The following is a 17432-nucleotide window of genomic DNA, read 5'->3' as shown; positions in this document are numbered from 1 at the left end:
TCTACATCCATTTTTTGAGTACTTCTAGTAAAATGTCCACATCTATCGGTTTTGCAATATAATCGGCTGCGCCGGCTTCGATGCATTTTTCGCGGTCACCGCTCATTGCCTGAGCCGTAACTGCAATTACCGGTACTTCATTATTTAATTCAAATGATTGAATTTCTTTTATCGCCTGATAACCATCCATTTCCGGCATCATCATATCCATTAGAACCAACGCAATGTTCTCACGGTTTTTTAAGATTTCCAATCCTTCTTCTGCACTATTGAAAGCCAATGACTTATAACCTTTTGTTTTTAAAGTTAAATTTAAAGCAAAGGTATTTCTGCTGTCATCGTCTATAATTAAAATTACATCTCTCTTTTTATCAGACATTTCCATAATTTATATCTCATATAACCAAACACGTAACAATGATAAAAGCTGGTCTTTATCTACAGGTTTAGATATGTAATCGGAGGCTCCTGCTGCAATGCATTTTTCACGGTCACCCGTCATTGCTTTAGCAGTCACTGATATAATTGGTAAATTTTTATAGGCAGGATTTTGTCTTATAGTTTGAATGGTTTGGTAGCCGTCCATTTCGGGCATCATCATGTCCATCAAAACAACTGAAACATCAGGATGTGTATAAAGCTGATTCAAAGCTTCTTTCCCGTTCATTGCGGAAATTACATTGACTTTATATTTCTCCAGAATTTTAGTCAAAGAAAAAATATTACGCACATCATCATCAGCAATTAAAATTGTTTTGCCAGTGAGTGCATCGCCTAACATACTGATTTTGGTACTTTTGTTTTTAGTATCTAAATGATTTTCTTCTACCAAATGCAAAAATAATCCTACTTCATCCAATATCCTTTGGAATGAATGAGCGGTTTTGACGACAATCGAATCTGCATAATTTTTAATTTTAATTTCCTCTGCATGAGACAAATTTTTTCCGGTAAAAATGATAATTGGCAAATCCTCAAGTCCTTCATGATTTTTGATAGCTTCTAACGTTTCATAGCCTGTTTTATCAGGCAATCCCATGTCAAGAATCACACAATTCACTTTTGAGCTCAATAAAGTATTTACACTTTCTTCGACGTTGCTTTTAATTTCAGAAGTGATGTTGAAATTATTTAGGAAAATAGAAAGCGCAGCGGCATGTTTTGGGTTTTCTTCAACGATTAATACCTTTTGCGAATTGCGGTTAAGCGCTTCGTCAATTTTAGAAAAAATCTGCCTCATTTGCTCCAATGCAATAGGTTTGTTAATGAAATCAATTGCACCTTTTTTCAAACTTTCCTTTTTTGCCTGAAGAGAAGACATAATGTGAACCGGAATGTGGCGTGTTTTTGCATTTTTCTTCAAATCATCCATCACATCCCAACCGCTTTTTACAGGAAGCTGAATGTCCAATAAAATTGCAAGCGGCTGGTACCTTTCTGCAAAACTTAAAACCTGATCTCCACGCACCAAAACGATGCCTAAATAATTTTGCTGGCGTGTATATTTCAACAAAGATTTGGCAAAATTGGTATCGTCCTCTACAATCAAAATTACCTTATCTCCAGATTTTATAACATCTCTGTCATCAGCAATTTCCTCCGGAATTTCATCTACCGTAAAAGGATCTTTGTATTCTGAGGCAGCATCCTGAATAATTTCTTCGGCAATGGAAATTTCTGCAATTGATTCCAGAATTGTTTTGTTTTCTTTTTGAATTAATTCTTTATTTTTTGGAATACTGATGGTAAAAGTACTTCCCTCACCCAATGTACTTTCAACACTGATTTGTCCGCCTAATAATTTGATAATTTCTCTGCTGATAGACAATCCCAACCCCGTTCCTCCGAATTTTCTTCTGGTAGAACCATCTGCCTGCTGAAACGCTTCGAAAATAATCTGTTGGTTTTCCTCGGTGATTCCGATTCCGGTGTCTTTTACTGAAAAACGGATAAAATCTTTTTGATGAGGCGCTGAATCTATTGTTAAACGGATTTCTCCTTGTTGTGTAAATTTAAAAGCATTTGCCAAAAGATTTCGCAAAACCTGATCCAGACGCAATTTGTCTGTTTCAATAGTAGATGAAATTTCGGAACTTATTTCTGTTTGGAAACTGATGCCTTTTTCTTTTGCCAACGGTTGGAACATTCCATTCAAATCATTGCAAATTTCAGAAATATTTACAGGCTCGAATTCGAGTTCCATTTTACCTGCTTCAATTTTGGATAAATCTAAAATTTCATCGATCAAACTCAGCAGACTGCTTCCTGAGCTTTGTATAACTTTCGCTGATTCGATCTGGTCTTCATTTAAATTCTCGTCATCATTTTCAACCATGAGCCTTGAAAGCAAAAGTATTGAGTTTAGAGGCGTACGCAATTCGTGCGACATATTGGCCAAAAATTCTGATTTGTATTTGGTGCTGACTGCCAGTTCTTCTGCTTTTTTCTGAATTTCCTGATTTCTAAATGCGATGAGTTGATTTTTTTCTTCCAATAATTTAGAGCGTTCTTCCAATTCCTGATTGGATTGTAATAATTCTTCCTGCTGTACTTTTAATTCTTCTTCGGAAGCTTGCAGTAATTGTGTCTGCGCTTCCAATTCTGCATTAAGATTTTCCAATTCACTGTGCTGCATTTGCAATTCCTCTGACTGCGCCTGTGTTTCTTCAAGTAACGTTTGAATGCGTGCTCTGCTTTTTGCAGCCATTAATTCCAATGTAATTACTCTGCAGGCTTCCTGAAGGAATGAAATACCAGTTTCATCAAATGACTGGTTCGCACCCAATTCAATTACCCCAAAACATTTTTCTTTGAACATCAATGGCATCCATAGCATATGAGAAAGTTTGATCTGTCCGACAGCAAAACTCATTACATAATCTTCTGAGCTGATATTTTCAACCGATCTAAATATTTTATTTTCAAATACCTGACCTACAACTCCTTCACCCGGCAGGTATTTTTTATTCATTTGTGGCTCTAGTCCAAAATAACCTTTAAGTTCAAGGCTTTCTTCTTCTAAAATGTAAAAAGCACCACTCATACTTTCTGTATAAGTAACCAATTGAGTAAGTGATTCGTGAGCAATTTCATCTTGCCGTTTGTTTCCTGCTAGTATTTCATTTATTTTGGCAAGTCCTGTTTGTCTCCATTCATTTTGATTTATATTTTCAAAAGAAGTTTGAAGTGATTCTGTCATTTCATTTAATGCAGAAGCAATTCCTCCAAGTGAATCTTTTTCATCTTCCTGCACACGGACTGAATAATCACCCAATGCTATTTGCTGCGCTATATGCTGAATGGTTGTAAGACGTTTGGAAAGCTGCTCGTCTTTCTTTTTTAATTCTTTCTGTAATTCATCTCTTTTTAAAAATTCATTTCTTAATTGTCTATAAAATATAAATGTGATAACCAGAGAAATAAAACATGCAGCCAGAATGAAAGCTGAAGTATAATTTGAAGACACATTCATAGCATGGCTTCTTCGGTCTAGTTTTTCTGTTTCAGAGGCTACAAATTCCTGAATAATTGTGCGGCAACTGTCCATATACTCTTTGCCTAATTCCAGCTGGTCTATTTCTATGGAGCCACCACTCTTTTTAGTTTTTACAACATCTTCAAGTATTTTTAACCTGAAGTTTACCAAATAAGAAATTGTGTCCATCCTATAAGATTGCTCTGAATCTTCCGGTAATTCTTTTTTTATTTCCGCAAGAGATTTAGGAAGAGATTCGAGACCTTTGTAATAAGGTTCCAGAAATGATTCGTTATTGGTCAAATAAAATCCGCGCTGACCCGTTTCTGCATTTAGCAGATCAATCAAAATATTATCAGCTTTTAATATCATTTCCTGTGTCTGTAAAACCTTGGATCTGTTTTCAATTTGTTTTTGAACACTTAAGTAAGATGCAACAGAAGTAATCATCAGAATGATAAAACACAATCCAAATCCAATCTGTAATTTTTTTATTAACTGTTTGGGCATAATAATTAATTTAATGGAATGGTAAAATAAATGGTGGTACCTTTTCCTTGCTCGCTTTCTAAGCCATACGTTCCGTTATGCTGGTTGATGATTTCAGCACAGATATATAAACCTAATCCTAATCCTTGAAATTTCACTGACGATTCTTCTACTCTGTAAAATTTTGAAAAAATATGTTTCTGCTTGTCTGGTGGAATTCCTATTCCAAAATCCTGTACAGCAATATGAGCATTGTTATCTTTGATCGTGGTTTTCACCAAGACCTTTTCTGTATTGGGTGAATATTTGATGGCATTTGTCAAGAAATTGATCAAAACTTGTTCAATGCGAACAGCATCGGCTAAAACTTTATCTTCATATTTATCACCAAGCCTTTCGATTTTAATTTCAGATATTTTTGTATGATTGATGGTTTCTATGGCATTATTAACCGTTTTTTCCAAATCGATTTCTACCTTATTGATTTTCAACTTTCCGTTTTCTATTTTTGAAATATCCAAAAGGTCGGAAATCAGGTTTTCAAGCTTAATCACTTCATCTTTGGCGCGTTCGATATAAGTCGGAATGGTAGCAACGTTAGGGGTTGAGAAAGTTCTTTCCAGTAATTGTATGTAAGCCTTTAGGCCTGTAAGCGGAGTTTTGAGCTCGTGGCTGGCGATGCTCAGGAATTCATCCTTTTTCCCTTCAATGCGTTTCTGATCTTCGATATCTGTAAAAGTACCAACCCAATTTTTTATTAAATCGCCTTCTTTGATGGGTATTATACGCAATAAATGATAACGGAATTCTTCAGTTGTGATTTCTTTAATTCTGACTTCAGCTTCTACAGACTGGGTAAGTGTATTGCTTTGATCTAAAAAAGATTGAATCTTTTTTTGGTCATCTGTATGAACTTCCAAAAATCCTGTTGAAGAAGATGCGTAATTAAACCATTTGTTGTTGACAAAAGTGATGTTGGCATTTTCATCTGCTGTAAAAGCAATCTGCGGAAGACTTTCTAAAATAGTGTGCAAAAAATCTACCTGTTTATTTAGTTCTTCTTGAGCCCTTTTTCTACTTTCAATCTCGGAAGTCAACATATCCTGTGCTTCATTTAAAGACTGTGTTTGTTCAAACAATCTGTAAAAAGTTCTGACTTTTAAAAGTAAAATGTCCGGATCTGCCGGCTTGGTTATATAATCTATACCACCTGATTCATAACCTTTTGTGATGAAATTTTTATCGGTACTGTTTGCAGAAAGAAAAATAATAGGAATATCTTTTGTTTTGCTGTGTCCGGACAGCGTTTCTGCTACTTCGAAACCATCCATTCCAGGCATTTGAACATCTAAAATAATCAGTGCGTAATTATTTTTCAGCACCTTAACTAAAGCCTCTTCACCTGATAATGCAGTATCAACTTTGAAATTCTTCGATTCTAAAAGGGCCTTGAGCGAATATATATTTTCAGCTTTATCATCTACAATTAAAATCATAGTTGAGTAAAATTAATTAGCATAGTTAAATTTTGTTTAGTTAAAAATCACAATGCAAAAAGCAATCCATAATTTTTTGTTAAAGTAAGCATTTTAAAGTCATCTATACATTATTAACTTATAACAATTTTTATTTAAGAATTTCAAATCATATTCTACAAAATCTCCTTTTCATTTTTCTGAAGCAAACTATACCCATAATTCTGCTCCGAAGTGGTTTAAAGACAATATTTTCATCTCATCAAAGTTGCTTCTCCCACATAAATTTGAGCCGATACATATTGGAAACTAATCAAAAAGAACAACACCCAATATTTTTTGAAATAAAAATTAGTTCTTTAAGAAAAAGGCTCCCTTACACAGAAGACTCATAACTAAACAAATCTCTATCTCTTAGTTTCCCGTTAAAGTCTCATTGAGTTAATGATGCAAAGAAACGAAGACACCAAAAAAACAGCAAGAAGACAGCTATGTATTGAATCCGTAGGAAATAGAATTAATTTAAATTCAATTTTTGAATTTAATAAATTTCTACAACAAAATATTCTTAATTACTTGGATTTTTTACCTTTGAATCAAATTCAAAAATCAAATGAAAACAGCACTTATCACAGGCGCAACATCTGGAATCGGAATGGAAACAACTCGAAAATTATCAAATGATTTCAGATTAATTATCTGTGGGAGAAGACAGGAAAGATTAGATGAATTAAAATCAGAATTATCAAAAAACACAGAAGTTTTTACTTTGAATTTTGATGTGAGAGATAAAATTGCGGTTTTCAATGCCATAGAAAATTTACCTGAAAACTTCAGAAGAATAGATGTTTTGCTTAACAATGCCGGAAATGCACATGGACTCGCTCCTTTTCAGGATGCAGATTTGGAAGATTTAGAAGCAATGATCGACGGAAACGTAAAAGGAATTATTTACACCACCAAAGCAGTTTTACCATTAATGATTCCCAATGGAAGTGGACATATCATCAACATTTCCTCCATCGCCGGAAAACAAGTTTATGCAAACGGCACTACTTACTGCGCTTCGAAATGGGCGGTGGAAGCCTTGAGCAAAGGGATGCGTTTAGATCTGCTCCCACTCGGAATCAAAGTGACGAATGTTGCTCCAGGTGCTGTCGATACGGAATTTTCATTGGTTCGTTTCAAGGGAGATGAACATCGTTCGCAACAGGTTTATTCAGGATTTCAGCCTTTAAGTGCGAAGAACATTGCGGAAACCATTTATTTTGCGATTATGCAACCTGACCATGTTCAACTGGCTGACATTACTATTTTGCCTAAAGCTCAGGCAGATGGAACAAGCATTCATAGAAATTAATTCTAATGGTTAATTAAATTTTGATAAGTTTTAAATTATTACTCTACTAATTCTATAGACTAAATAGATTTAATTATATATTTGTAGCAATTTAATAAATAAATGATGTTGAATTATGGAACAGTTGAGCTTGACAAAAAACAAATACATCAAAAATTTTGATTCGGAAAAAAATATCATCTTGCTTCACGGATTGTTTGGAACATTGAGCAATTGGGAGCATGTAATTCATTATTTTTCAAGCGAATCTTCCATCTACGCTCCTACTTTTCCCATGTGTCGAAAACCAAAATCCGGCGGCTGTCTGAATCAGCTCGTTTCTTTTTTGGAAGAATACATCAACCAATATGAAATCAAAAATCCTATCCTGATTGGGAATTCTCTCGGTGGACATGTCGCTTTGTTGTATGCTTTGAAACATCCTGACAAAGTAGAAAAAATCGTTTTGACCGGAAGTTCGGGATTATACGAAAATACTTTAGGCGCTTCATTCATCAGGGTTCGTGATTACAATTACATCCAAAAGAAAGTGGATGAAGTATTTGAAAATAAAAAAGTCATCACCAAAGAATTGGTTGACAATGTTTATTCGAGTACACAAAATCCTGCTGAAGTCATTCGCTTGATTGGTTTGGCACGTGATGCCCAAAAACAAAATATGAAGGCATATTTACACCAGATAAAAATCCCGGTTTTGCTCGTTTGGGGCGAACAGGATGTGGTAACGCCCGTGAGTGTTGCTTATGAATTTCATCAGAATTTATCCGATTCCACACTGAAACTCATCGGCGATTGCGGTCATGTTCCGATGATGGAACAGCCTCAATTATTCAATCAATATGTGGCGGAATTTATTTTGAATTAAATGACTCAAACATGGAAAACGTAAATTATCTGGCATTTGCTCTGCCTGCATTTTTTCTGTTTCTGTTTATAGAATACCAGGTTGCCAAGCTGAAAAAAAGAGATGATATTTTCAAATATGAAAGCTCTATTTCTAACATCAGCATTGGAATTGCGGAGCGTTTGCTCAATCTTTTCATTGCAGCCAGTTTTTACCAATTATTTTATTTTATATATGAAAATTTCGCATTGTTCCAGATTCCAAATAATTGGATTACGTGGATTGCATTGATTCTTGCGACCGATTTTGTTTGGTATTGGTACCACAGATTGGGGCATGAAATAAATTTCCTGTGGGCGGCACACATTGTCCATCATCAAAGTGAGGAATTTAATCTGACAGTTGCAGCTCGGATTACGACTTTACAAGCTTTGATCAGAAATGTATTCTGGTGTGTGCTGCCATTTTTCGGGTTTCATCCGGCGTTGGTAATTTTCATTTTATTGTTTCATGGAATTTATTCATTCTTCACACATACACAGATGATTGGAAAAATGAAATGGCTGGAATATATCTTCATCTCTCCTTCCCTACACGGAGTTCATCATGCCTCAGACGAAAAATATCTGGATAAAAACTACGGTGACGTTTTTGTTTTTTGGGATAAAATGTTTGGGACATTTCAGAAAGAAGAAGAAAAACCAAATTACGGATTGACCCATCCGATTAAAAGTTACAGTTTCCTTTGGCAGCATTTTCATTATTATTTGGAAATCTGGGAAGCGATCGAAAGAACAAATGGTTTCAAAAATAAATTAAAAGTAATTTTTGGAAGTCCGGCAGTTATGGATCAAGACATACGGCCGATGTTAGAGAAAAAATGGCTTCCCAATAAAGACAATCCCAATTACCATTTTCGTTATAAATCTTATCTGAATTTTCAAATCGGATTGAGTTTCCTACTGATGTCAGTGATTACTTATTATTTCGATTCGCTGAGCAGTTTTGACAAATATTTCGGAACGTTTTTCATTCTGATTACACTTATCAATTGCGGCGCATTGATGGAGCAAAGAAAATGGATTTATTATCTTGAATATTTACGAATCATATCTCTGATTTCTTATGTTTTGATTTCATTCGGATACGCGCATTTGATTTTTGTAATAATTGCATTTTTTATTGTAATCGAACAAATTTTCAGACTGAGCATTTGGTATAAATCTAACGTATTGAAAATAAATGAATAAATCTTAAATTAAATATAAAATCAAATTTCTCAAAAAAAATGAAAATACCACAGAAACATTGGGCATTAGATAAACAAATTATCAATTATAAAATGATAATGTGTTGTCATATCCATCTATCTCATTGTTGCTGTAATTAATTTTCTATGTTAATGTTTGAAAGGGTTTTGCAGCAAGTCTGTAAAACCCTTTTTTTTATTCACAATCAATATATAATAAAAATGAAAAATAATAAAAACAAATGGTTGGTGCCCGTCGCATTCGCCAACATATACATCATCTGGGGAATCACTTTTTTAGCCATTTCGTATGGATTAAATGGATTTCCGCCTTTTATACTTTCAGGATTCCGATTCTTTTTAGCAGGCGCTTTGATATTGGGATACCTCATCATCAAAGGAGAAAAAATCGGTTCTTTCATTAATTGGAAAAAAAATGCAATCACCGGAATTTTAGTACTCACCGGAGGAACAGGGCTGGTTGCCTGGGGTGAACAATACGTTACCGCTTCTGAAGCTGCAATCGCCATCGCAACCGGACCGTTTTGGTTCATCGCCATCGACAGAAAAAACTGGAAAAAATATTTTTCAGATAAATTCATTCCGATTGGGCTTTTGATGGGATTTGCTGGGTTGATTTTGTTTTTGAGCGGAAGCATCAATTCCCAAACGGCTCACGGCACAGAAAGTTCGCTCAGATGGATTGCCTTTCTGGTTTTGGGATTGAGTTCAATTTCATGGGTTTTGGGTTCTTTGTATTCGAAAAATAATCCTGCCAATCAATCCACTTTTATGAACATTGCACAGCAGTTAATTGTTGCAGGAATTGCGTCCTTCATCATTGCTTTGTTTAAAAGTGAATGGAATTCATTTTCAATCCAAACCATTCCGGTTTCGGCATGGCTGAGTTTACTTTTTCTGATTGTATTTGGTTCCGTCATCGCCTACATTTCGTACATCTGGTTGTTGTCGATAAAGCCTGCTCCACTCGTGAGCACACACACTTACATTAACCCGATTGTCGCTGTGATTGCTGGAAGCATCATTGCCCATCAAGTCATCAATCAAACTCAATTTTATGGATTGTTCATCATTTTGACAGGTGTTTTGTTTACGAATGTGAGCAAATACATCAAAATTTCAAAGCGTTCCAAAGTCAGAATCAGACAATCAATAAGAATTTACGCAAGAGGAAAATTATTTCAATTGAACAAAAAACAATTTAATTAAAAATCAAAACATGATTGAATTAAAAAATATTTCGAAAACATTTCATCAGAAAAATAAAAAGCTGAAAGCACTGAACAATGTCAGTCTTGAAGTTGAAAAAGGTGAAATCCTAGGAATCATAGGATTTTCCGGCGCAGGAAAAAGTACACTCATCCGTTCCGTAAATTTATTGGAGAAACCGGATGAAGGACAAATTATCATCAACGAAATTGATTTTTCTAAATTAAATTCCAAACAATTGGCGAAACAGAGAAAAAAAATCGGAATGATTTTCCAGCATTTCAATCTGCTTTCCTCCAAAACGGTTTCAGAGAATATCGCTTTGCCACTGGAATTGGACAATGTCAGCAAATCTGAAATCAATAAAAAAGTAAATGAATTACTTGAGATCGTCGGATTACAAGACAAAGCAAATGAGTATCCAAAAAATCTTTCCGGTGGGCAGAAGCAGCGCGTTGCAATTGCACGTGCGTTGGCGAATAACCCTTATTTACTGCTTTGTGACGAGGCTACAAGCGCTTTGGATCCGGCAACGACACAATCCATTTTAGAATTATTGAAAGACATCAACCAGCGATTGAACATTACAATCTTTCTGATAACGCACGAAATGGAGGTTGTAAAAACCATTTGTCACCGCGTTGCCGTCATCGACCAGGGGGAAATTTCCGTTGTCGGGAAATTGAAACAAATTATTTCTAACCGAGAAAACGATACCATCAAACAATTTATAACATCTAAAAAAATGACTATGCCACCAGAATTAAAAATACAAAATACAACTGAACAAAGCCTTGATTCATTTCCGCTCGTCGAAGTACAGCTCAACGGTGAAATCGCTTTTGAAGAATTATTATCAATCATCTATGATGAATACAATATTTCGTACAAATTGCTGAAAGCCGACGTAGAATATTTGGGAAAATCCAATTTCGGGAAATTATTGCTTCATCTGAAAGGTTCTGCAGTTGAAAATAATACAATCATCGAGTACCTCAACGAAATTAACATTCAAACAACCATCAGAGGATATGCAGCTTAACGAAACGACCATTGTATTATTACTCAACGGGCTTTGGGAAACGGTTTTCATGACATTCGCTTCAGGGTTTTTCGGGTTTGTTTTGGGATTACCAATCGGAATAGTTTTATATCTCACACGGGATGGGCAATTACTCGAACGCAAGACTTACCATCAGACTTTATCGGTAGTTGTCAATGTATTTCGATCAATTCCTTTTATCATTTTGATTGTTTGGATCATTCCATTTACACGTGCTTTGGTTGGAACTTCTATTGGCGTCAATGCAGCATTGGTTCCGTTGAGCATCGGTGCGGCTCCTTTCATTGCAAGATTGGTTGAAAACAGTTTGCTCGAAGTTCCGGCGGGACTTATCGAAACCGGAAGGGCTTTGGGTGCAAGTTCATTTCAGATTATCAGAAAAATTTTACTGCCTGAAGCTTTGCCTTCTTTAATTAATAATGCAACTATTACACTTATAACTTTAGTGGGTTATTCTGCAATGGGCGGAGCAGTTGGCGCCGGAGGATTGGGGCAAATCGGTTATCAATACGGTTACATCGGTTATGATGTTTTTATCATGAATTCCGTTTTACTGTTGTTGGTGGGATTGGTTTTCGCTATTCAGTTTGCGGGTGACAAACTTTCTAAAAAATTTAATCACAGATAAAAAGTTAATATGAAAAATTTAAAATTATTAGTTCTAATTGTATCAAGTATCGTTTTGTTTAATGCTTGCAAGAATTCAAAAAATGAAGATCCGAACTACATCAGAGTAGGAATTACTTCGGGACCAGAACAGGAAATCGCGGAAACGGCGAAAAGAATTGCGAAAGAGAAATTCAATCTGGAAGTGGAATTGGTTTCTTTCAATGATTATGTTGTGCCAAATGAAGCCTTGAACAATGGTGAAATTGATTTGAATGCTTTTCAACATGTACCTTATCTGAAAGAACAATCGAAACAAAGAGGTTACAATCTGGCAGTGGTCGGCAATACTTTTGTGTACCCCATTGTGGCTTATTCGAAGAAAATTAAAAGCATCAGTGAATTGAAAAACGGAAGTACGATTGTGATTCCCAATGATCCGACAAACGGAAGCCGTTCTTTGCTTTTGCTGGAAAAAAATGGTTTGTTGAAACTAAAAGAAAATGTAGAACTGCCGAAAGTAACGGACATCGTAGAAAACCCAAAACAATTAAAAATTTTAGAAATCGAAGCACCTCAGCTGCCGAGGGTTTTGGATGATAAGGAAGTAATTGTCGCTATCATCAATAATAATTTTGCGGCGCAAGCCGGGCTGGATGCTGAACTGTCTGGGATTTTTAAAGAGGACAAAGAATCACCATATGTGAATGTAATTGTTTCAAGGCAGGACAATAAAGATTCGGACAAAGTGAAAAGGTTTGTGAAGGCATTTCAATCGGATGAAGTAGCTGAAACTGCGGAAAAAGTTTTCAAAGGCGGGGCTGTAAAAGGTTGGTAAATGGTCATTTAAATTTATAAATAGTTGACTTTTTAATCTATAAGAATTCTTCATTTTGTTGCAACTCATTCAGAATGACAAGAGAGTTATCATAATTTTATGAGAGAATTCATTCTAAAAAAATTAAATTTGAATCAAATCATCAGTTTATGAAAAAGTACTTGTTTTTCTCGGTGTTGTATGTGCTTTCATTGGTTTCATGTTCTTCGGACGATTCCTTTCCTATTGACAATACGCCTCTGGAAGCGGAAACGCGGATGAATGTTTCGTATGGTTCGCATCCGCAGCAGGTTTATGATTTGTATTTGCCAGCAGGAAGAACGGCTACTGATACGAAGGTGATTATGCTGATCCACGGTGGCGGCTGGACTTCGGGAGATAAAAGTGACATGAGTGCTTCGGTGGCTTTTTTACAAACGCTGCATCCCGGTCATGCGATAGTAAATGTGAATTATGTGCTGGCGGATGCTCAAAATCCTGCGTTTCCGAATCAGTTTTTGGATATAAAAAGCATCGTTTCTAAATTAACTTCTGAAAGTGTTGAATTACACATCAATCCAGAGTTTGGGATGGTTGGAACAAGTGCAGGTGCGCACCTTGCAATGATGTATGATTATAAATATGACACCAATAATCAAGTGAAATTTGTGGCGAATATCGTAGGTCCTTCGGATTTTACGGATCCGTTTTTTGTGGAGAATTTCCCTATACAACCTATCATCGATCAGTTAGTGAATGAGGATGCTTATCCTGCAGGAACGAACTTTCTGGAGGAACTGAGTCCTGGGTTTCATGTGACCGGTAGCGCTTCGCCAACTTGTATGTTTTATGGAAATGAGGATCCGCTGGTGCCGGAAGCAAATGGTACGACTTTGAAAGCTAAACTGGATGCGAATGGCGTGGAAAATGTACTGAGAATTTACAATGGCGGGCATGGAAATGACTGGAGCAATGCGGACTTTACGGAAGCACAGGGAATCATCAGTTCGTATGTTTCCGAGCACCTGTAAATGGCTTAAAATACCTTTATTAGAAGATGAGATGAAATTATATGAACAAAATAGAAATGATTATCCCGACTTTCAATCCTTTTTACCTGAATTACTAAAAGTATTTGATGAAACCACACCTCAGAATGTAGATGAACTCCTGAAAAACTTTCATCATAAAAATTAAGCCGTATATTCATATCAAAATCATATTTGACTATGGATTTACATTCCGGTTTGCCCTATTGGATTATCAAAAATGAATTGTATAATTATTTCAATTCTTTAAAAAACAATTACCAAACAGAAGTTGTCATCATCGGCTCAGGAATTACTGGTTCGCTGGCAGCCCACGAACTTTGTGAAGCAGGAATCAAATGTGCAGTCATCGACAAACGAACCATCGGTACGGGAAGTACAGCTGCCAGCACCGCACAGCTTCAATATGAAATCGATGTTCCCTTGCACAAAATGGCGAAAATGGTTGGCGAAGAAAATGCAGCAAAAGCTTATCAAGCAAGTTTAAAATCCATCAAAGACATCGAAAAAGTTTTAAAGAAAACCAAGGTAGATGCCGATTTTAAAAATGTGTCGAGCGTTTGGCTGGCCTCCTATAAAAAAGATTTAAAACTTCTGGAAAGGGAATTTGAAATAAGAAGAAAACACAATTTACCAGTTGAATTTTTGAATGAAAAACAATTGTTAAAAAAACATAACATCATAGGTTTTGGCGCTTTGAAAAATAACGAAGCTGCACAAATGGATTGTTATGCAGCAGCCACAGGTTTATTGAAATTTCATTTGAGTAAAAATGAATTGGATTTATTTTCCCATACTGAAATCAAAAAATGGAAAGAAATCAAAAATGGTTATGAATTGGAAACTACTGATGGAAAAATCATAAAATGTAAATATGTAGTCATTGCAGCGGGGTTTGAGGCGGGTGAATTTCTCCCCAAAAAAGTCATGAACTTACTTTCCACTTATGCTTTGGTTTCTCACCCGATTGATGAAAAATTGATTTGGCCGGAAAGAAGCTTGATTTGGGAAACGAAAGAGCCTTATTTCTATATGCGTACGACGAGTGACAATAGAATGATGATTGGCGGTGAAGATGAGGATTTTCAAAATCCCGTGAAGCGTGATGATTTGCTTCGCGAAAAAATCAAAAAACTCGAAAAACAATTCAAAAAAATCTATCCGGAAATACCATTTCAAGTCGATATGGCATGGTGCGGAACTTTCAGTTCAACCGAAGACGGATTACCTTACATCGGAACCTGGCCGGGAAAAGACCGGATGTTTTTTGCATTGGGTTATGGTGGGAACGGAATTACTTTCAGCATGATTGCAGCACAAATCATCAGAAACAAACTTACGGGAGTAGAAGATGAAAGGGCTGAAATTTTTGGATTTGATAGATAATTAAAGCAAGAATTCCTCACTTTGAAAAGCGAGGAATTCTACATAAAACAAAATATCTGAGGTTATTTGTTTACATTTTTCTGATGCTTCCTGAGCCTGAAGATTGAACTTCCATTACTGCCGGATCTCCATTATAGTAAATATCTCCGGAACCACTTACACTTCCTTTCAAGCTGTTTTTTGCATTCACTTTTGAATTTCCTGAACCTGAAATCCCAATCGTCACATCATTTGCAACCAAGTTAGCAGCATCTACATCTGCTGAACCTGAAATTCCGATGTCAACATGACCAGTCGATCCTGCAATATCTAAATCTCCTGATCCCGAAACTCCTATATGAGCACTTTTTGCACTGATTTTTACTTTCATACTACCTGAACCGCTCAAGCCTGCACTGAAATTATCTACATTTTGCACGCCTTCTGCTACTAAACTCCCCGAACCGCTCACACCGATTGATTTCAGATTTTGTGCATTGATGTAAATTTTTACACCTTTTGTAGAAGAAAAATTAATTCCTTTCTTTTTCTTGATTGTTAATTTGTCACCGTTTACTTCGGTTTCAATTTGTGAAATTACATTTGATTCGCCTTCGATGATTAATTTCCCGTCCTGAGGAACGTCGGAAATGTAAACATCATAGCTTCCGCCGGTTTCGATTTCGTTAAACTTGCCAATGTTTCTTGTTTCTTTGGTTACGTTTCCGTTTCCTTTGACTCTGTCTTGTGCACAAGATGTGAGAAATAATAAAGATGTAAATGTTAAGATTAATGCCTTCATGTTATTTATTTTTTAGATTATTAATTACTGATTTTTGCACCGCCATAGCTCATTTTAATTTCGATAGAACCCGTTGCATTTGCAGTTTTTCCTTCATAATAACTGCTGCTGTTTTTGATGATTTTTTTGCTCATGGTTACATTAGACGGATATTTTAAGTCGCCGTATTGCATATTTGCAATGATTGAATATCCTGCGGAACCGTCAATTCCTATATTCACTCCCGAATAATCTGAATTAATGATTATTTTGTCAAATCCTTTGCTCACACGTTGGATGGAAATTGCGCCATAATCTCCTGATGATACAAATGAATGTGTCAGTGTTCCGATTTTTATATTTGTATAATCTGCTGTATTAGAGACTTTATCAAGTTTAGTTGCACTTAGATTTCCATAATCCATATTGTTAATCAGGTCATTTACATCGCCCAAAGTAACGTCTGTATAATCCGCGTTCAGCGTCAAAACCTCGGCTTTGTTGATTTCGAGTTTGCTATAATCTATGTTGACAACTGCAGATTTTACATAATCAATTTTAGCGCTTGTCACGTAGTCTAAATTTATATTATTGAGCGCATTATGCAGTTTTCCAATTGTAATATTTCCATAGTCAACATTGATATTAGAAGAACCTTTTAATTCATCCAAAAATAAATTACCGTATTGATTTCGTAATTCTATACTATTGGTTTTGGGTAATTTAACTGAATAGTGAATGGAAATGTTGGTTTTCTTTCCTCCTTTTATATTATTGATTTTGGTAATGGCTGAAACATTGGATAAGTTTCCGCTAAAATCTACTGTGATGCTGTTCAGTTTTTCCTTTACTGCATTATTATCTCTTCCGTCCACTTTGATTTCGACGCGGATTTCAATTACGTTTTTGTCCCAGGTGGTCATCGTGACATTTCCGTATTTATTGTTGATGTTGAGATTTGCATTGGAATTGACATTGTAAGTTTTCTCTAAAACTTTTACTTCTTCTACAACAGGACTTTCGTTTGCCAGTAAGCTTTGGCTGATAAGGAAAAGGAATGCGAATATGTTAAAATATGTTTTCATCTGAAGTTTGTTTAATTTCTTGTTTGATTTCAATTTGGTTTAGTACCGATTCCAAAACTTCGATCTGCAGCTGAAGGTTGGTCATTACCGATTTTATAACTTGCGGATTTCCACCGCTTTGTTTCAGGTCTTTCAATAATTGTGTATAATTTTTCTGTAAAGCATCCAGCTCATTGAGCGAATGGTCAACCAGCTTTTTATTTTCCGGATTTTCCAATGCTTTTACTTCTTTTACTTTTTCTTTGATCATGTAAGCGAAATAATTTTCTGCTTCACCCAACTCCGGCGAATAATCCGCAAGGTTTACTTGGGTTGGCTTGGATTCTGAATCAAATTCCAACACGAAATAAATAGACAACATGCATATCGGAATGAGCACTGCGGCTATCTTCCAGTAATTGATGGTCACTTTTTTCTTTGTGGATTCTTGCTCATTTAATTTCTGCAAAAATCTTTCTTCGTGTCCTTTCGGCAATTCAAATTCGTTCCGAAACTGAAGTTTGCTTTTCTCAAAAAATTCTTTCCATTTATCTTCCATCATCGT

General features: G+C 35.7%; 16 protein-coding genes. 10 read left to right on the top strand and 6 right to left on the bottom strand.

The annotated features are described in order from the left end of the window. Position 1: 1 nt before the first annotated feature. The 3 genes from B8977_RS09010 to B8977_RS09000 are packed head-to-tail and all read right to left on the bottom strand — an operon-like array spanning position 2 to position 5460. The gene (locus tag B8977_RS09010; RefSeq protein WP_084017491.1) at positions 2 to 379 is read right to left on the bottom strand and encodes a response regulator; all 378 of its coding nucleotides are present in this window, start codon (positions 377 to 379) and stop codon (positions 2 to 4) included. Between the two features lie 9 nt (positions 380 to 388). Continuing rightward, positions 389 to 3985 carry a response regulator gene (locus B8977_RS09005; protein ID WP_084017378.1) on the bottom strand — a complete coding sequence of 1199 codons (3597 nt, stop codon included), beginning with the start codon at positions 3983 to 3985 and terminating at the stop codon, positions 389 to 391. 5 nt (positions 3986 to 3990) lie between these two features. Then, positions 3991 to 5460, bottom strand: a complete 1470-nt coding sequence (locus tag B8977_RS09000; RefSeq protein WP_084017377.1) for an ATP-binding response regulator — start codon at positions 5458 to 5460, stop codon at positions 3991 to 3993. A gap of 592 nt (positions 5461 to 6052) precedes the next feature. On the opposite strand from B8977_RS09000, the gene B8977_RS08995 reads away from it, so the two are divergent. From B8977_RS08995 to B8977_RS08950, 10 genes are all read left to right on the top strand, one after another. Next, a complete protein-coding gene (locus B8977_RS08995) occupies positions 6053 to 6799 on the top strand; it encodes an SDR family NAD(P)-dependent oxidoreductase (protein ID WP_084017376.1) in 747 nt (248 codons plus the stop codon). A gap of 115 nt (positions 6800 to 6914) precedes the next feature. Next, entirely contained in the window at positions 6915 to 7664 is a 750-nt protein-coding gene (locus tag B8977_RS08990; protein ID WP_084017375.1) for an alpha/beta fold hydrolase, read from the top strand. Positions 7665 to 7675: 11 nt separating this feature from the next. Next, entirely contained in the window at positions 7676 to 8893 is a 1218-nt protein-coding gene (locus B8977_RS08985; protein ID WP_084017374.1) for a sterol desaturase family protein, read from the top strand. A gap of 221 nt (positions 8894 to 9114) precedes the next feature. Continuing rightward, on the top strand, positions 9115 to 10122 hold the full coding sequence (locus tag B8977_RS08980) for an EamA family transporter (protein WP_159447476.1): 1008 nt from the start codon (positions 9115 to 9117) through the stop codon (positions 10120 to 10122). A gap of 10 nt (positions 10123 to 10132) precedes the next feature. Continuing rightward, on the top strand, positions 10133 to 11164 hold the full coding sequence (locus B8977_RS08975; protein ID WP_084017372.1) for a methionine ABC transporter ATP-binding protein: 1032 nt from the start codon (positions 10133 to 10135) through the stop codon (positions 11162 to 11164). After that, the gene (gene metI / locus B8977_RS08970) at positions 11154 to 11813 is read left to right on the top strand and encodes a methionine ABC transporter permease MetI (RefSeq protein ID WP_084017371.1); all 660 of its coding nucleotides are present in this window, start codon (positions 11154 to 11156) and stop codon (positions 11811 to 11813) included. The genes B8977_RS08975 and metI overlap by 11 nt, the downstream gene beginning before the upstream one ends. Positions 11814 to 11822: 9 nt before the next feature. After that, positions 11823 to 12629 carry a methionine ABC transporter substrate-binding lipoprotein MetQ gene (gene metQ / locus B8977_RS08965; protein WP_084017370.1) on the top strand — a complete coding sequence of 269 codons (807 nt, stop codon included), beginning with the start codon at positions 11823 to 11825 and terminating at the stop codon, positions 12627 to 12629. A gap of 149 nt (positions 12630 to 12778) precedes the next feature. After that, positions 12779 to 13639, top strand: coding sequence for an alpha/beta hydrolase (locus B8977_RS08960; RefSeq protein ID WP_084017369.1), 861 nt, complete (start codon positions 12779 to 12781; stop codon positions 13637 to 13639). Between the two features lie 31 nt (positions 13640 to 13670). After that, positions 13671 to 13805: a hypothetical protein gene (locus tag B8977_RS15275; RefSeq protein ID WP_262494080.1), complete on the top strand. Its 135-nt coding sequence runs from the start codon at positions 13671 to 13673 to the stop codon at positions 13803 to 13805. A 32-nt stretch (positions 13806 to 13837) separates the two neighbouring features. Further along, positions 13838 to 15043 carry an NAD(P)/FAD-dependent oxidoreductase gene (locus tag B8977_RS08950; protein WP_084017367.1) on the top strand — a complete coding sequence of 402 codons (1206 nt, stop codon included), beginning with the start codon at positions 13838 to 13840 and terminating at the stop codon, positions 15041 to 15043. Between the two features lie 70 nt (positions 15044 to 15113). Here B8977_RS08950 and B8977_RS08945 read toward each other — a convergent pair whose 3' ends face one another. From B8977_RS08945 to B8977_RS08935, 3 genes are read right to left on the bottom strand one after another with little or no spacing between them, the layout of a single operon-like run. Beyond that, on the bottom strand, positions 15114 to 15824 hold the full coding sequence (locus tag B8977_RS08945; RefSeq protein ID WP_084017366.1) for a head GIN domain-containing protein: 711 nt from the start codon (positions 15822 to 15824) through the stop codon (positions 15114 to 15116). A gap of 20 nt (positions 15825 to 15844) precedes the next feature. Next, positions 15845 to 16888, bottom strand: a complete 1044-nt coding sequence (locus B8977_RS08940; protein WP_143736422.1) for a hypothetical protein — start codon at positions 16886 to 16888, stop codon at positions 15845 to 15847. Beyond that, complete coding sequence (locus B8977_RS08935; protein WP_084017364.1) at positions 16872 to 17429, bottom strand: hypothetical protein; 558 nt, start codon at positions 17427 to 17429, stop codon at positions 16872 to 16874. Before B8977_RS08935 ends, B8977_RS08940 begins: the two co-directional genes overlap by 17 nt. Positions 17430 to 17432 lie beyond the last annotated feature (3 nt).

Source organism: Moheibacter sediminis (assembly GCF_900176425.1).
In the GTDB taxonomy this organism is placed as follows: Bacteria; Bacteroidota; Bacteroidia; order Flavobacteriales; family Weeksellaceae; genus Moheibacter; species Moheibacter sediminis.
The sequence above is the reverse complement of the archived record's forward strand: the minus strand, read 5'-3'. Positions and strand labels throughout refer to the sequence as shown.

Bases quoted from the DNA above. Each gene is read 5' to 3' on its own strand.
- B8977_RS08995 (WP_084017376.1), top strand. From the start codon at position 6,053: ATGAAAACAGCACTTATCACAGGCGCAACATCTGGAATCGGAATGGAA.
- B8977_RS08975 (WP_084017372.1), top strand. From the start codon at position 10,133: ATGATTGAATTAAAAAATATTTCGAAAACATTTCATCAGAAAAATAAA.
- B8977_RS08950 (WP_084017367.1), top strand. From the start codon at position 13,838: ATGGATTTACATTCCGGTTTGCCCTATTGGATTATCAAAAATGAATTG.
- B8977_RS15275 (WP_262494080.1), top strand. From the start codon at position 13,671: ATGAAATTATATGAACAAAATAGAAATGATTATCCCGACTTTCAATCC.
- metI (WP_084017371.1), top strand. From the start codon at position 11,154: ATGCAGCTTAACGAAACGACCATTGTATTATTACTCAACGGGCTTTGG.
- B8977_RS09000 (WP_084017377.1), bottom strand. From the start codon at position 5,460: ATGATTTTAATTGTAGATGATAAAGCTGAAAATATATATTCGCTCAAG.
- metQ (WP_084017370.1), top strand. From the start codon at position 11,823: ATGAAAAATTTAAAATTATTAGTTCTAATTGTATCAAGTATCGTTTTG.
- B8977_RS08945 (WP_084017366.1), bottom strand. From the start codon at position 15,824: ATGAAGGCATTAATCTTAACATTTACATCTTTATTATTTCTCACATCT.
- B8977_RS08980 (WP_159447476.1), top strand. From the start codon at position 9,115: ATGAAAAATAATAAAAACAAATGGTTGGTGCCCGTCGCATTCGCCAAC.
- B8977_RS08960 (WP_084017369.1), top strand. From the start codon at position 12,779: ATGAAAAAGTACTTGTTTTTCTCGGTGTTGTATGTGCTTTCATTGGTT.
- B8977_RS08990 (WP_084017375.1), top strand. From the start codon at position 6,915: ATGGAACAGTTGAGCTTGACAAAAAACAAATACATCAAAAATTTTGAT.
- B8977_RS08935 (WP_084017364.1), bottom strand. From the start codon at position 17,429: ATGATGGAAGATAAATGGAAAGAATTTTTTGAGAAAAGCAAACTTCAG.
- B8977_RS08940 (WP_143736422.1), bottom strand. From the start codon at position 16,888: ATGAAAACATATTTTAACATATTCGCATTCCTTTTCCTTATCAGCCAA.
- B8977_RS09010 (WP_084017491.1), bottom strand. From the start codon at position 379: ATGTCTGATAAAAAGAGAGATGTAATTTTAATTATAGACGATGACAGC.
- B8977_RS08985 (WP_084017374.1), top strand. From the start codon at position 7,676: ATGGAAAACGTAAATTATCTGGCATTTGCTCTGCCTGCATTTTTTCTG.
- B8977_RS09005 (WP_084017378.1), bottom strand. From the start codon at position 3,985: ATGCCCAAACAGTTAATAAAAAAATTACAGATTGGATTTGGATTGTGT.